Annotated in this window: 10 protein-coding genes and 1 pseudogene; 9 read left to right on the top strand and 2 right to left on the bottom strand. The window is 58.0% G+C overall.

Going from position 1 to position 13,452, the window contains the following annotated elements:
* Positions 1–57: 57 nt before the first annotated feature.
* The 8 genes and pseudogenes from HBA26_RS06880 to flgL form a co-directional block, all read left to right on the top strand.
* Positions 58–513: pseudogene (locus HBA26_RS06880) on the top strand (flagellar hook-basal body complex protein); the annotation flags it as partial.
* A gap of 20 nt (positions 514–533) precedes the next feature.
* Positions 534–1,289 (top strand): flagellar basal body rod protein FlgF, encoded by a 756-nt coding sequence (locus tag HBA26_RS06885; RefSeq protein ID WP_126345238.1) that lies wholly within the window; start codon positions 534–536, stop codon positions 1,287–1,289.
* Between the two features lie 11 nt (positions 1,290–1,300).
* Positions 1,301–2,083 carry a flagellar basal-body rod protein FlgG gene (flgG, locus tag HBA26_RS06890; RefSeq protein WP_000625853.1) on the top strand — a complete coding sequence of 261 codons (783 nt, stop codon included), beginning with the start codon at positions 1,301–1,303 and terminating at the stop codon, positions 2,081–2,083.
* Between the two features lie 57 nt (positions 2,084–2,140).
* Positions 2,141–2,839 (top strand): flagellar basal body L-ring protein FlgH, encoded by a 699-nt coding sequence (gene flgH / locus HBA26_RS06895; protein ID WP_166720834.1) that lies wholly within the window; start codon positions 2,141–2,143, stop codon positions 2,837–2,839.
* Between the two features lie 12 nt (positions 2,840–2,851).
* Positions 2,852–3,943: a flagellar basal body P-ring protein FlgI gene (locus HBA26_RS06900; protein ID WP_028012706.1), complete on the top strand. Its 1,092-nt coding sequence runs from the start codon at positions 2,852–2,854 to the stop codon at positions 3,941–3,943.
* Positions 3,943–4,896: a flagellar assembly peptidoglycan hydrolase FlgJ gene (gene flgJ, locus HBA26_RS06905; RefSeq protein WP_126345239.1), complete on the top strand. Its 954-nt coding sequence runs from the start codon at positions 3,943–3,945 to the stop codon at positions 4,894–4,896. Before HBA26_RS06900 ends, flgJ begins: the two co-directional genes overlap by 1 nt.
* Positions 4,897–4,971: 75 nt before the next feature.
* Positions 4,972–6,612: a flagellar hook-associated protein FlgK gene (gene flgK, locus HBA26_RS06910; RefSeq protein ID WP_048956760.1), complete on the top strand. Its 1,641-nt coding sequence runs from the start codon at positions 4,972–4,974 to the stop codon at positions 6,610–6,612.
* 14 nt (positions 6,613–6,626) lie between these two features.
* Positions 6,627–7,580 carry a flagellar hook-associated protein FlgL gene (gene flgL / locus HBA26_RS06915; RefSeq protein WP_041910520.1) on the top strand — a complete coding sequence of 318 codons (954 nt, stop codon included), beginning with the start codon at positions 6,627–6,629 and terminating at the stop codon, positions 7,578–7,580.
* A gap of 75 nt (positions 7,581–7,655) precedes the next feature.
* Here flgL and HBA26_RS06920 read toward each other — a convergent pair whose 3' ends face one another.
* Complete coding sequence (locus HBA26_RS06920; RefSeq protein WP_126345240.1) at positions 7,656–8,870, bottom strand: MFS transporter; 1,215 nt, start codon at positions 8,868–8,870, stop codon at positions 7,656–7,658.
* 109 nt (positions 8,871–8,979) lie between these two features.
* Between HBA26_RS06920 and HBA26_RS06925 the strand changes: the two genes are divergently transcribed.
* On the top strand, positions 8,980–9,918 hold the full coding sequence (locus HBA26_RS06925; RefSeq protein ID WP_126345241.1) for a LysR family transcriptional regulator: 939 nt from the start codon (positions 8,980–8,982) through the stop codon (positions 9,916–9,918).
* A gap of 41 nt (positions 9,919–9,959) precedes the next feature.
* On the opposite strand, the gene rne is transcribed toward HBA26_RS06925, so the two are convergent.
* The gene (rne, locus tag HBA26_RS06930; protein ID WP_126345242.1) at positions 9,960–13,067 is read right to left on the bottom strand and encodes a ribonuclease E; all 3,108 of its coding nucleotides are present in this window, start codon (positions 13,065–13,067) and stop codon (positions 9,960–9,962) included.
* Positions 13,068–13,452 lie beyond the last annotated feature (385 nt).

Here is a 13,452-nt window from a genome sequence, read left to right on the forward strand (position 1 = left end):
TCCGTCGTCGGCAGCGTCAGATGTGTATAAGAGACAGTCACTACCGCGACTATCCCAGGTGCGGACCCGGCGACCTTCGCGATGAGTTTTGCTAACTCCATGCAGCAGAACACCGGTGCGAACAATATCGTGGCGACCAACCAGAACGGCTTCAAGCCGGGCGACCTGGTCAGCTATCAGATTAACGATGATGGCACCGTCGTCGGGAACTACTCCAACGAGCAGACTCAGGTGCTGGGCCAGATCGTGCTGGCAAACTTCGCCAACAACGAAGGTCTGAAGTCCGAAGGGGATAACGTCTGGTCTGCCACGCAGTCTTCCGGTGTTGCCCTGCTGGGCACCGCGGGCTCCGGTAACTTCGGCACGCTGACCAACGGCGCGCTGGAAGCCTCTAACGTGGACCTGAGTAAAGAACTGGTGAACATGATTGTCGCGCAGCGTAACTATCAGTCGAATGCGCAGACAATCAAGACCCAGGATCAGATCCTCAACACGCTGGTTAACCTGCGTTAAGCGGCTAACAGGAAAGCGCAATGGATCACGCAATATATACCGCGATGGGCGCGGCAAGTCAGACGCTCAGCCAGCAGGCCGTTACCGCCAGCAACCTGGCAAACGTCTCTACGCCGGGCTTTCGCGCGCAGCTGAATGCGCTGCGCGCGGTGCCGGTAGAAGGGCTCTCTCTGCCGACCCGTACGCTGGTGGCGGCATCCACCCCGGGCGCAGACATGACGCCAGGGCAGATGGATTACACCTCACGCCCGCTGGACGTTGCTCTGCAGCAGGACGGCTGGCTGGCGGTGCAAACGGCGGACGGTGGCGAAGGCTATACCCGTAACGGGAATATCCAGGTCAGCGCGACCGGCCAGCTGACGATTCAGGGGCATCCGGTGATGGGTGAAGCGGGCCCGCTGACCGTGCCGGAAGGCTCTGAGCTGACCATCGCCGCGGACGGCACCATCTCGGCGCTGAACCCGGGCGATCCGGCCAACACCGTTGCCCCCGTCGGGCGTCTGAAGCTGGTCAAAGCGGAAGGCAAAGAGGTGCAGCGCGGCGACGACGGTATGTTCCGTCTGACCCAGGCAGCTCAGGCTACCCGTGGTGCCACATTACAGGCCGATCCGAGCATCCGCGTGATGTCCGGCGTTCTGGAAGGCAGCAACGTTAAGCCGGTAGCCGCCATGAGCGACATGATCGCCAGCGCCCGTCGTTTTGAAATGCAGATGAAAATTATCAGCAGCGTGGACGAAAACGCGGGCAAGGCTAACCAACTTCTGTCGATGAGTTAACAGGACTCTTTATGATCAGTTCTTTATGGATCGCGAAAACTGGCCTGGACGCGCAGCAAACCAACATGGATGTGATTGCCAACAACCTGGCAAACGTGAGCACCAATGGTTTCAAGCGTCAGCGCGCCGTTTTCGAAGATTTGCTTTATCAAACCATCCGCCAGCCGGGCGCGCAGTCTTCTGAACAGACGACGCTGCCGTCAGGCCTGCAGATCGGTACCGGCGTTCGCCCGGTGGCGACCGAGCGTCTGCACAGCCAGGGCAACCTGTCTCAGACCAACAACAGCAAAGACGTGGCGATCAAAGGCCAGGGCTTCTTCCAGGTGCAGCTGCCTGACGGGACCTCTGCCTACACCCGTGACGGTTCCTTCCAGGTCGATCAGAACGGCCAGCTGGTAACGGCGGGCGGTTTCCAGGTTCAGCCTGCGATCACCATTCCGGCGAACGCCCTGAGCATTACCATCGGCCGCGACGGCATCGTGAGCGTGACCCAGCAGGGGCAGGCCGCGCCGGTCCAGGTAGGACAGCTCAACCTGACCACCTTCATGAACGATACCGGTCTGGAAAGCATTGGTGAGAACCTCTACACCGAAACGCAATCCTCCGGTACGCCAAATGAAAGTACGCCAGGCCTGAACGGTGCCGGTCTGCTGTATCAGGGGTATGTCGAAACCTCCAACGTGAACGTGGCGGAAGAGCTGGTGAATATGATCCAGGTCCAGCGCGCGTATGAAATTAACAGTAAAGCAGTCTCGACGACCGATCAGATGCTGCAGAAACTGACGCAACTCTAAGGTGTAGCCCGGTGCGGTAAACCCCGCACCGGCTCCCTGTTTTCGAAGATGAAGGCAATGCAAAAAAACGCGGCGTTTCGTTATCCGATACTGACTGTTCTGGCCGTCACCCTCAGCGGGTGCGCTTTGATCCCGTCTAAACCATTGGTCCAGGGTGCGACGACTGCCCAACCCGTTCCTGGCCCTGCGCCAGTCGTAAACGGCTCTATTTTTCAGACCGCGCAGCCGATTAACTACGGCTATCAGCCGCTGTTTGAAGATCGCCGCCCGCGTAATGTCGGCGATACATTGACCATTGTGCTGCAGGAAAACGTCAGCGCGAGCAAGAGCTCGTCGGCGAACGCCAGCCGCGATGGCAAAACCAATTTTGGCTTTGACACCGTTCCACGCTATCTGCAGGGCCTGTTCGGCAATGCCCGTGCGGATGTTGAGGCCTCCGGCGGCAACACCTTTAACGGTAAAGGTGGCGCGAACGCCAGCAACACCTTCAGCGGTACGCTGACGGTCACGGTTGACCAGGTGTTGGTTAACGGCAATTTACACGTCGTGGGTGAAAAACAGATCGCCATTAACCAGGGCACTGAATTCATTCGCTTCTCGGGCGTGGTGAATCCACGCACCATCAGCGGCACCAACACCGTTCCGTCCACCCTGGTGGCGGATGCGCGCATTGAGTACGTCGGCAACGGCTACATTAATGAAGCGCAGAATATGGGTTGGCTGCAGCGCTTCTTCCTTAATTTATCGCCGATGTAAGCGAGGTGACCCATGTTTAAATCGATCTTCGCCGCGGCGCTGGTTCTTGTCGCAACGTTTGCCCAGGCCGATCGCATTCGCGATCTCACCAGCGTTCAGGGCGTCCGCGGGAACTCGCTGATTGGCTATGGCCTGGTGGTGGGGCTGGACGGTACCGGTGACCAGACGACCCAGACGCCGTTTACCACCCAAAGCTTAAACAACATGCTTTCCCAGCTCGGCATTACCGTGCCGGCGGGAACCAACATGCAGCTGAAAAACGTGGCCGCGGTAATGGTCACTGCCTCATACCCGGCGTTTGCGCGCCAGGGGCAGACCATTGACGTGGTGGTCTCCTCAATGGGTAACGCCAAAAGCCTGCGCGGCGGTACGCTGCTGATGACCCCGCTGAAAGGCGTCGACAGCCAGGTCTACGCGCTGGCGCAGGGGAACATCCTGGTCGGCGGGGCAGGCGCATCCGCTGGTGGAAGCAGCGTCCAGGTGAACCAGTTGAACGGCGGGCGCATCACCAACGGTGCGATCATCGAGCGTGAACTGCCGACCCAGTTTGGCGCGGGCAACACCATCAACCTGCAGCTGAATAATGAAGACTTCACGATGGCGCAGCAGATTGCCGACACTATCAACCGCAGCTATGGCAATGCCACGGCACTGGATGCGCGTACCGTGCAGATCCGCACCTCCACCGGCAGCAGCAACCAGGTGCGCATGCTGGCGGATATCCAGAATCTGGAAGTGAACGTGCCGGTGCAGGATGCCAAAGTGATCATCAACTCCCGTACGGGCTCCGTGGTGATGAACCGGGAAGTGTCGCTGGATAGCTGTGCCGTGGCGCAGGGTAACCTCTCGGTGACGGTTAACCGTTCCGCCAACGTCAGCCAGCCGGATACACCATTTGGTGGCGGCCAGACGGTAGTGACGCCGCAAACGCAGATTGATTTACGCCAGAGCGGCGGTTCCCTGCAGAGCGTGCGCTCCAGCGCCAACCTGAACAGCGTGGTGCGTGCCCTGAACGCGCTGGGCGCGACGCCGATGGATCTGATGTCCATTCTGCAATCCATGCAAAGCGCGGGCTGCCTGCGCGCCAAACTGGAAATCATCTGATGCTGACCGATAGCAAACTGTTGACCAGTGCCGCCTGGGACGCCCAGTCGCTCAACGAACTGAAAGCCAAAGCAGGTAAAGACCCGGCGGCGAATATCCGCCCGGTTGCTCGCCAGGTGGAAGGGATGTTTGTACAGATGATGCTGAAAAGCATGCGTGAAACCCTGCCGAAAGACGGGATGTTCAGCAGCGATTCAACGCGTCTTTATACCAGCATGTACGACCAGCAGATTGCGCAGCAGATGACCGCCGGTAGAGGCCTCGGTCTGGCTGACATGATTGTCAAACAGACCGCTGCCGCACAGGGTGTTCAGCCAGAAGAGCAGCCGCCGCAGGTGCCGATGAAGTTCGACCTCGAAACGGTGACCAGTTATCAGAACCAGGCGCTGACGCAGATGGTGCGTAAAGCGATACCGAAGGCAACGGGCAGCGGCGACGAGGCGCTCTCCGGTGACAGCAAAGACTTCCTGGCGCAGCTTTCTCTGCCGGCACGGCTTGCCAGTGAACAGAGCGGCGTGCCTCATCACCTGATTCTGGCCCAGGCCGCGCTGGAGTCGGGCTGGGGCCAGCGCCAGATCCGCAAGGAAAACGGCGACCCGAGCTTCAACATCTTCGGCGTGAAGGCCACCTCCAGCTGGAAGGGGCCGACCACCGAGATCACGACTACGGAATACGAGAACGGCGCGGCGGTGAAGGTGAAAGCCAAATTCCGCGTCTACAGCTCGTATCTGGAAGCCTTATCCGATTATGTAGGCCTGCTGAGCCGAAATCCGCGTTATACCGCCGTTACGCAGGCGGCAACGGCGGAGCAGGGCGCTCAGGCCCTGCAAAACGCGGGCTACGCGACCGACCCGAACTACGCGCGCAAGCTTACCAGCATGATCCAGCAGCTGAAATCGATGGGCGAAATGGTCAGCAAAGCCTATAGCACAGATATCGAAAATCTGTTCTGAAAGTTCTCAAGTCCCGGTGGAGGTTGCCGATAACCTTCATCAGGACTCGTGTCTGAACGTATAAAAGGAACCCCCATGTCCAGTTTGATTAACAGCGCCATGAGTGGCCTCAGTGCCGCGCAGTCGGCACTCAATACCGTCAGTAATAATATTTCAAGCTATAACGTGGCAGGTTACACCCGCCAGACGACGGTGCTGGGTGCATCTAACAGCACGCTGACCGGCGGTGGCTGGGTGGGTAACGGGGTGTATGTCTCCGGTGTCCAGCGTGAATATGACGCTTTCATCACCAACCAGCTGCGCGCCGCGCAGACTCAGAGCAGCGGCCTGACCACGCGCTATCAGCAGATGTCAAAAATTGACGATGTGCTCTCCGATACCACCAACTCGCTTTCCACCACTCTGCAGGATTTCTTTAAGAGCCTGCAAACGCTGGTGAGCAACGCGGAAGACCCGGCTGCGCGTCAGACGGTGCTGGGAAAAGCGGGCGGCCTGGTCAATCAGTTCAAAACCAACGATCAGTATCTCCGCGATCAGGATACGCAGGTGAATACGGCGATCGGAACCAGCGTTTCGCAGATCAACAACTATGCCAAACAGATTGCCAATCTGAACGATCAGATTTCCCGCCTCACCGGCGTCGGCGCGGGCGCATCGCCTAACGATCTGCTCGACCAGCGCGATCAGCTCGTCAACGAGCTGAACAAAATCGTGGGTGTGGAAGTTTCGGTTCAGGATAGCGGCACGTTTAACATCTCTTTCGGCAACGGCTACAGCCTGGTGCAGGGCAGCAAAGCTAACCAGCTGGCTGCCGTGAAGTCCAGCGCCGATCCTTCCCGCACCACTATCGCCTACGTCGATGAAGTTGCGGGTAATGTCGAGATCCCGGAAAAGATGATCACCACCGGCTCGTTAGGCGGTTTGCTGACCTTCCGCGCGGAAGATCTGGATAAGGCTCGTAATAACCTGAACCAGATGGCGCTGGCGTTTGCTGACGCGATGAACAAGCAGCATGAGGCCGGCTTTGATGCCAACGGCGATGCGGGCGGCAAGCTGTTCGGCTTCGGTTCTCCGGCTGTGCTTTCCAACAGCAAAAATAGCGGCACGGCGGTCGTCAATGCCACCGTTGCGGACAGCACCAAAGTTCAGGCAACGGACTATAAGCTGCAGTTTAACGGCACCGACTGGACCATCACCCGCACGTCGGACAAGACCAGCTTTACCATGAGCCCGGATGCCAGCGGCAATCTGTCGTTTGACGGTCTCAACGTGAACGTCAGCGGTTCGGCCAACGCTAAAGACAGCTTTACCGTGAAGCCCGTCTCTGACGTCATCATGAACATGGAACTGTCCATCAGTGACGAATCCAAACTGGCCATGGCCGCGGTGCAGAACGGCGGTGAGAGCGACAACCGCAACGGGCAGAAAATGCTCGATCTGCAAAACAGCAAAGTGGTTGGCGGGAACAAAACCTTTAACGATGCCTATGCCTCACTGGTGAGCACCGTAGGGAGCACCACCGCTTCACTGAAAGTCAGTAGCCAGACGAAAGCCAATGTGGAAACGCAGTTAATTAAGCAGCAGCAGACCATCTCTGGGGTAAACCTCGACGAAGAGTATGGCAACCTGCAGCGTTATCAGCAGTATTACCTCGCCAACGCGCAGGTGCTTCAGACTGCCAGTACGCTCTTCGATGCAATTATCAACATTCGTTAAGGTTGAGGTGAAAAATGCGTATTAGCACCCAGATGATGTACGAACAGAACATGCGCGGGATCACCGATTCCCAGAGCAGATGGCTGAGCTACGGTGAGCAAATGTCCACCGGCAAGCGCGTTAACCGTCCGTCGGACGATCCTATCGCGGCTTCACAGTCTATTGTGCTGTCACAGTCTCAGTCTCAAAACAGCCAGTTCGCGTTAGCGCGCACCTTTGCCACGCAAAAAGTGTCGCTGGAAGATAACGTGCTGACCCAGGTGAACACCGCGTTATCAAGCGTGCGTGAGAAGCTGGTCTACGCGTCAAACGGCACCTTAAGCGATGACGACCGTCTCTCTCTGGCGACCGATATCCAGGGGATCCGCGACCAGCTGATGAACCTGGCTAACACGACGGATGGCAATGGTCGCTTTATCTTTGCGGGATACAAAACCGAGAGTGCACCGTTTGATGCCGCAACCGGCACCTACAATGGTGGTACTGAGGCGATCACTCAACAGGTCGATACGGCGCGAAACATGGCGATCAGCCATACCGGCCAGCAGATCTTTGAGAGCATTACCAGCAATGCACAAGAGCTGCCGGGCGGTGGGTATGGCGATACCAACATGTTTAAAATTCTTGATTCCGCCATTGCTTCGCTGAAGACGCCGATTGAGAACGATCCGGCCGCGGCCGCCGCGCAAGGTCAGGTGATTTCCAACGCGCAGATCGGTATTAAAAATGCTCAGAACAACGTCCTGACGGTCGTTGCGGATGTGGGTACTAAACTGAACGAACTGGAAAAACTCGATACCCTGGGTGACGACCGCGCGCTGGGTCAGACTAAGCAGATGAGCGACCTGGTGGACGTGGACTGGAACGAAGCGATTTCCTCTTACACCATGCAGCAGGCGGCCCTGCAGGCCTCTTATAAAGCGTTTAGCGATATGCAGGGCATGTCTCTGTTCCAGCTGAACAAATAACATCTTGACCTCTTGGAACATGTCTTGAAACTGGGCATGTTTTACTGCCCAATCCGTCTGGATTGGGCATTTTTTTTATGCCATTTCTGCTGGTGCCGAGGCGACCCGCGCGCTTTCAATCATACGGATTGCCAGCGCAATGATGCCGCAGACCGTTGCCAGCGCAACTACGCCCGTCCAGCCAGCCAGCGTGTAAATATTGCTGCCTAACGCGGAACCCAACGCCATGCCGATAAAGATCACGGTAAAGAGCAGGGCGTTCAGACGACCCCGTGCCTGTGGCTCAAGGCTGTAAACCAGATTCTGGTGCGCGACCAGGCTGGACTGCAGGCCCAGATCGAACCCAATAGCAGAGACGGCAATCAGAATCAGCTGTCCGTGAACTCCCAGGGCGGGCATCAGGAACATCAGGGCAAACGAGACGGTCACAAGGACGGCACCAAGCTGCGTGACTTTCCCGGCACCCAGTTTATCCGCCAGGCCGCCCGCCAGCGGGGCTGCCAACGCACCGGCTGCACCTGCGATACCAAAACCACCTGCGACGGCACTCCCGAGGTGATAGCGTTCCAGCAGCATGACCGCAAGCGTAGACCAGAAGGCGCTAAAGGCTATCGACAGAAAACCCTGGGCCAGCGCGGCACGGCGCAGAGCGGGATAGCGACGCCACAGATGTTCCATCGAGCGCAGCAGAGCGGGATAGCTCAGCGTGGAGTGAACGGCGAAACGAGGGAGTACGGCCCACATCACCACGCCGATAAACGCAATACTTCCCGCAGCCAGCTGATACATCACGCGCCAGCCAAACGCTTCGCCCACCACGCCGCTGACGGTTCGGGAGAGCAAAATGCCCAGCAGCAGACCGGTCATCACCGTACCCACGGTTTTCCCCTGTTTGCCTACCGGCGCAAGGATCGCCGCAGCCGGGACAATATCCTGCGCCATGGTGGCGGCCATGCCGATGAGCAGGCTTGCCAGCAGCAAAGAGTGGATCTGTCCGGTCAGGCTACAGCCCAGCAGGAACAGCGCCAGGGCCGCGCTCTTTATCAGGATTAACGTTCTGCGGTCGTGGCGATCGCCGAGCGGCAGCAGGAACAGGATCCCTAAGGCATATCCCGCCTGGGTGAGGGTCGGGACCAGGCCCATTCCTTCGATACTCAGGTGAAGATCGGCGCCCATCAGAGGCAGCAGAGGCTGGGCATAATAGATGGATGCCACGCTGAAGCCTGCACCGAGCGCCAGCATTAAGATTACCCAGCGGCTTACGGCATGGGCGGCGGTTGTTGTGTTCATAAGACGTTCCTCATTCATCGTGTGAGGCTATTTTTCATCAGTACGCCTTGCGGCGGTAGCGGGCGCGGTGGTAAAACGCTTATACGTTGAACGTATAGATGAAAAGTAAATGAAAAGATCTGAGCGTATAGACAGGGTAGAGCTGATGCGGACGTTTGTCCGCATTGTGGAGGCGGGTTCTCTCTCTGCGGCGGCACGGCAGCTGGACACCACCCAGGCCACGGTGAGCCGGCGGCTGCAGTCGCTTGAGACAATGCTGGGCGTGCGTCTGATGTTGCGCACCACCCACACGACGCGGCTGACGGATGACGGGGAGCGCTGCTATCAGCATGCCCGCCGGGTAATTGACAGCTGGCTGGCGCTGGAAGATGAGGTGGGGCAGACGGAAGATGAACCTGTAGGCGTGCTGCGGGTGCGGGCGCCGCATGCGTTTGGTCAGGATCAGCTCCTGAAACCGCTAACCGAGTTTTTGCAGCGTTACCCGCAACTTTCGATTGAGTGGATGCTCAACGATCGGTCGGCTGATTTTCTGGGCGACAACCTTGACTGCGCTATTCGGGTGGGAATGGAAGTCGACCCGGCGACCGTGTCCGTGCTGCTGGCCGAAGTGCCGCGCTCGGTGGTGGCTTCTCCGGCATTGCTGGAACGCTTTCCGACGGTTAACGCCCCGGAGGATCTGCAGCAGCTTCCCTGGATTGCCATCAGCTCTTTCTACCAGCGCCATGTGGAGCTTTTTCACGAGGCATCATCCGCCACCGCGCGCGTGATAATTACCCCACGCCTGAGCACCGACAGTCTGTATGTCGCACGCAATACGGCACTCACCGGCCTTGGCGTGGCGGTAGTATCCAGCTGGACGGTACAGGATGATATCCGGGAAGGTCGGCTGGTACATTTGCTGCCAGAGTGGCAGCCGGCGGCGTTACCGGTGCATCTGGTTTACCCCTGGTCCCGGTATTATCCGGCGCGCTTGCGGCGATTTCTGGAGCTAATGCGGCAGATCATGCCGGAGGTCACCGGGATGAGAAAGCCCGTGCAGCAGCCATAAAAAAAGCCGACCCGAAGGTCGGCTTTTTACTTTCTGCGTCGTTATTCGACAGACTGCGGACGCGTCGCTGGTGCAGTCGCCTGATGCGTTGCACTGTGGCCGCCTGCAGCGCCTTTACCGTCAAAGCTGAACGCCGGGCGAACCCAGTCGCTGTGACGCGGTGCTTCAGGCACATACTCTGGTGCCGGAGCGCGCGTCATCGGCGCTGTCGCAATGTGAGCAGGCGCAGGAGTGGCAACAACCTTAACCGGCTCTGGCTCCACTTCAGGCGCTTTCGCTTCTTCAACAACCGGTTCAACCTGAATCTCAACGTCCTGAACGATTTCTTCAGTGGTGGTTTCGACGAGGGTTTCAGCGGCTTCTTCCACTGCGGTTACAGGTTCAGCCTCTTCAGCGACTTCCTCAGCCACCACGACGTCTTCTTCGGCGATAATCTGCGGTGCGGCATCAACCGGCGCGGCAATCACTTCAGGATGGGTGGTTTCGACGTCCACTGCGTGTGGTTCTGCTGCTTCAACAACCTGAGGTTCAACCACGGTTGCTGCTTCGGTCACAGCATCTTCAACCGCGGCTACAGGAGCAATCACCTCTTCGGTCACAGCCTGCTCTTCAACAGCCTGCTCCAGGCGAGCGACCGGATAACGGATCCAGACTTTGCCGGATGCCATTTCTGGTGACGCGCACGCCACGGTCAACGGCATTGGAGACTGAGTCGGATAACGCTCGTCACGGTAGCGACGACGACGCTGGCCACTCACGCGCAGATGACGCGGAGAACGGCGGGAGCGACGCGGCATACCTGCGTTGTCACGGTTTTCACCGTTTTCATCCTGCTCAACGTTATTGTCCACGACGGCTGGCAGGTCAACTTTTGCAACCTGCGTGCCTGTTGCGGTTTCTGCCGCTTCAGCCGCAACTACGGTGGTTTCTTCTACCGGAGCCGCACCAACTCGCACTTTCTGTGCCAGCTGGCGCTGCTTACGACGAGGCATCACCTGAGTACGTTCTTCCTGCTCGCCGTCCTGCTGCTCAGCGGGCTCTTCGCGGTTCAGGTTTTTAACTTCCTGCTGCGCCTGACGCTTCTCGTCGTTACGACGACGGTTGCGTTCGCGGCGTGGCTGCTGCTCGTCGCGCTGTTTGCTCTTCTCGGACTCATCGCCCGCCTGCTGGCGAATTTCACGATCTTCAACATTCTGCTGCTGTTTCTCGCGACGGTTGCGACGGTTGTCTTCGCGCTGCTCACGGCCTTCATTATTGTCTGAACGGCTGTCACGACGCTCGTTACGGTCGCTGCGGTCGTTACGATCGCGGCGGTTGTTCTGACGCTTGCGACGGTCCTGCTGACGTTCAGGTTTGGCTGCTTTAGGTTCTTCTTTCGGCTGCTCTGGCTGAACTTCTTCACCCGCAAACATCTTCTTCAGCGCGCCGAAGAAGCGGCTCAGCAGACCCGGTTGCGCCGGCTGGGCTTTCACTGCCGTTGCTTCTGGTTTCTGCGCCGCCGGTTTGGCTGCAGGTTTTTCCAGCGCCGCTTCCGGTGGTGCTTCAGGCATAATGAAGGTCGCTAACGCAGGCTGCTCTGGGAGTTTGCGCTCGGCAGGTTCTTCATCGGAAGGCAGCGCCATCTCTTCTTCATGCAGCTTCGGCAGCAGGTAGCTGAGGGTGCTGGTCTCTTCGCCCTTACGGACACGCAGCACGTGATAGTGCGGGGTTTCCATCTGGTCGTTTGGCACGATGATGCAGCGAACGCCGCCCTGACGCGCTTCGATTGCGCTGACCGCTGCACGTTTTTCGTTCAGCAGGTAGGAGGCAATCGGCACAGGCACAATGGCGTGAACCTCTTTGGTGTTCTCTTTCAGCGCTTCTTCTTCAATCAGACGCAGGATAGAGAGAGACAGCGATTCGTTATCACGCACGGTACCGGTGCCGGAGCAGCGCGGGCAGACGTGATGGCTGGACTCACCCAGCGACGGGCTCAGACGCTGGCGGGACATCTCCAGCAGGCCGAAGCGCGAGATGTGGCTAATCTGGATACGCGCGCGATCCTGACGCACCGCTTCACGCAGGCGGTTTTCAACCGCGCGCTGGTGGCGAACAGGGGTCATGTCGATGAAGTCGATAACAATCAGACCGCCCAGGTCGCGCAGGCGGAGCTGGCGGGCGATTTCATCAGCGGCTTCAAGGTTGGTATTGAAGGCCGTCTCTTCGATGTCCCCGCCGCGGGTTGCACGCGCGGAGTTGATGTCGATAGCGGTCAGCGCTTCGGTGGTATCGATAACGATAGAACCGCCGGACGGCAGGCGCACTTCACGCTGGAAGGCGGACTCGATCTGGGATTCGATCTGATAGTGGCTGAACAGCGGGATTTCACCGGTGTACAGTTTAATTTTGCTGGTGAAATCCGGACGACCCAGCGCGGCGATGTGCTGGCGAGCCAGCTCAAGCACTTTCGGGTTATCGATCAGAATCTCACCGATGTCCTGACGAAGGTAATCACGGAAGGCACGCACGATAACGTTGCTTTCCTGGTGGATCAGGAACGGAGCAGGGCGGCTTTCTGCGGCTTTCTGGATAGCTTCCCAGTGCTTCAGACGGAAGCTCAGGTCCCACTGCAGCGCTTCGGCAGATTTGCCCACGCCCGCGGTACGCACGATAAGCCCCATGCCATCCGGCAGCTCAAGGCTTGCCAGCGCTTCTTTCAGCTCGGTACGGTCATCACCTTCGATACGGCGAGAGATGCCCCCCGCGCGCGGGTTGTTTGGCATCAGCACCAGATAGCTCCCCGCCAGGCTGATAAAGGTGGTCAGTGCGGCACCCTTGTTGCCGCGCTCTTCTTTATCAATCTGAACGATAACTTCCTGACCTTCACGCAGAACATCTTTGATGTTTGGGCGGCCATGGGCGTTGTAGTTTGCAGGGAAATATTCGCGGGCGATTTCTTTCAGAGGGAGGAAACCATGACGCTCAGCACCGTAATCGACAAATGCAGCTTCAAGGCTTGGTTCAATGCGGGTGATTTTACCTTTGTAAATGTTCGCTTTTTTCTGTTCGTGTCCAGGACTTTCGATATCCAGATCGTACAGGCGCTGCCCATCCACAAGGGCGACACGCAACTCTTCTTGCTGAGTTGCGTTGATTAACATTCTTTTCATCGTAACTTACTCGTTATTCTTACATTGACGACAAAGCTGCGGGCAAGGTGACGCTTTCCGGGGTATGAACCGATGGCCTCGTGTCTGTTCACGTCGCCAACCTCACGGTTGTCGCTCGCTTAAGAGGCGCAGAGTGTCGGTTGCCTGTATTTCATACGGAAACACAGCGCAATTATCAGGGGAATTGCCTGGGTAGAACTCTCCAGAGAACAATCCTTATACCGGGAAGTACTGCAACCCGCAGCCCGCTAACTGCCTGAAAGATCAATACGTCTTACGCCATTGCTGCGTGGATGATCGGTCAGACAAAATTGGTCATTCCGTCGACATCCTTACAAAACCCGGATTTAACGCGGAAAACAGCCCCATTATTCCATTGCTCGCC

It is taken from the genome of Enterobacter sp. 725m/11, assembly GCF_011683705.1.
Lineage (GTDB): Bacteria > Pseudomonadota > Gammaproteobacteria > Enterobacterales > Enterobacteriaceae > Enterobacter > Enterobacter bugandensis.

What these genes read in the sequence shown, in the direction of transcription:
- HBA26_RS06885 (WP_126345238.1), top strand. Translation starts at nt 534, where the DNA reads ATGGATCACGCAATATATACCGCGATGGGCGCGGCAAGTCAGACGCTC.
- flgG (WP_000625853.1), top strand. Translation starts at nt 1,301, where the DNA reads ATGATCAGTTCTTTATGGATCGCGAAAACTGGCCTGGACGCGCAGCAA.
- flgH (WP_166720834.1), top strand. Translation starts at nt 2,141, where the DNA reads ATGCAAAAAAACGCGGCGTTTCGTTATCCGATACTGACTGTTCTGGCC.
- HBA26_RS06900 (WP_028012706.1), top strand. Translation starts at nt 2,852, where the DNA reads ATGTTTAAATCGATCTTCGCCGCGGCGCTGGTTCTTGTCGCAACGTTT.
- flgJ (WP_126345239.1), top strand. Translation starts at nt 3,943, where the DNA reads ATGCTGACCGATAGCAAACTGTTGACCAGTGCCGCCTGGGACGCCCAG.
- flgK (WP_048956760.1), top strand. Translation starts at nt 4,972, where the DNA reads ATGTCCAGTTTGATTAACAGCGCCATGAGTGGCCTCAGTGCCGCGCAG.
- flgL (WP_041910520.1), top strand. Translation starts at nt 6,627, where the DNA reads ATGCGTATTAGCACCCAGATGATGTACGAACAGAACATGCGCGGGATC.
- HBA26_RS06920 (WP_126345240.1), bottom strand. Translation starts at nt 8,870, where the DNA reads ATGAACACAACAACCGCCGCCCATGCCGTAAGCCGCTGGGTAATCTTA.
- HBA26_RS06925 (WP_126345241.1), top strand. Translation starts at nt 8,980, where the DNA reads ATGAAAAGATCTGAGCGTATAGACAGGGTAGAGCTGATGCGGACGTTT.
- rne (WP_126345242.1), bottom strand. Translation starts at nt 13,067, where the DNA reads ATGAAAAGAATGTTAATCAACGCAACTCAGCAAGAAGAGTTGCGTGTC.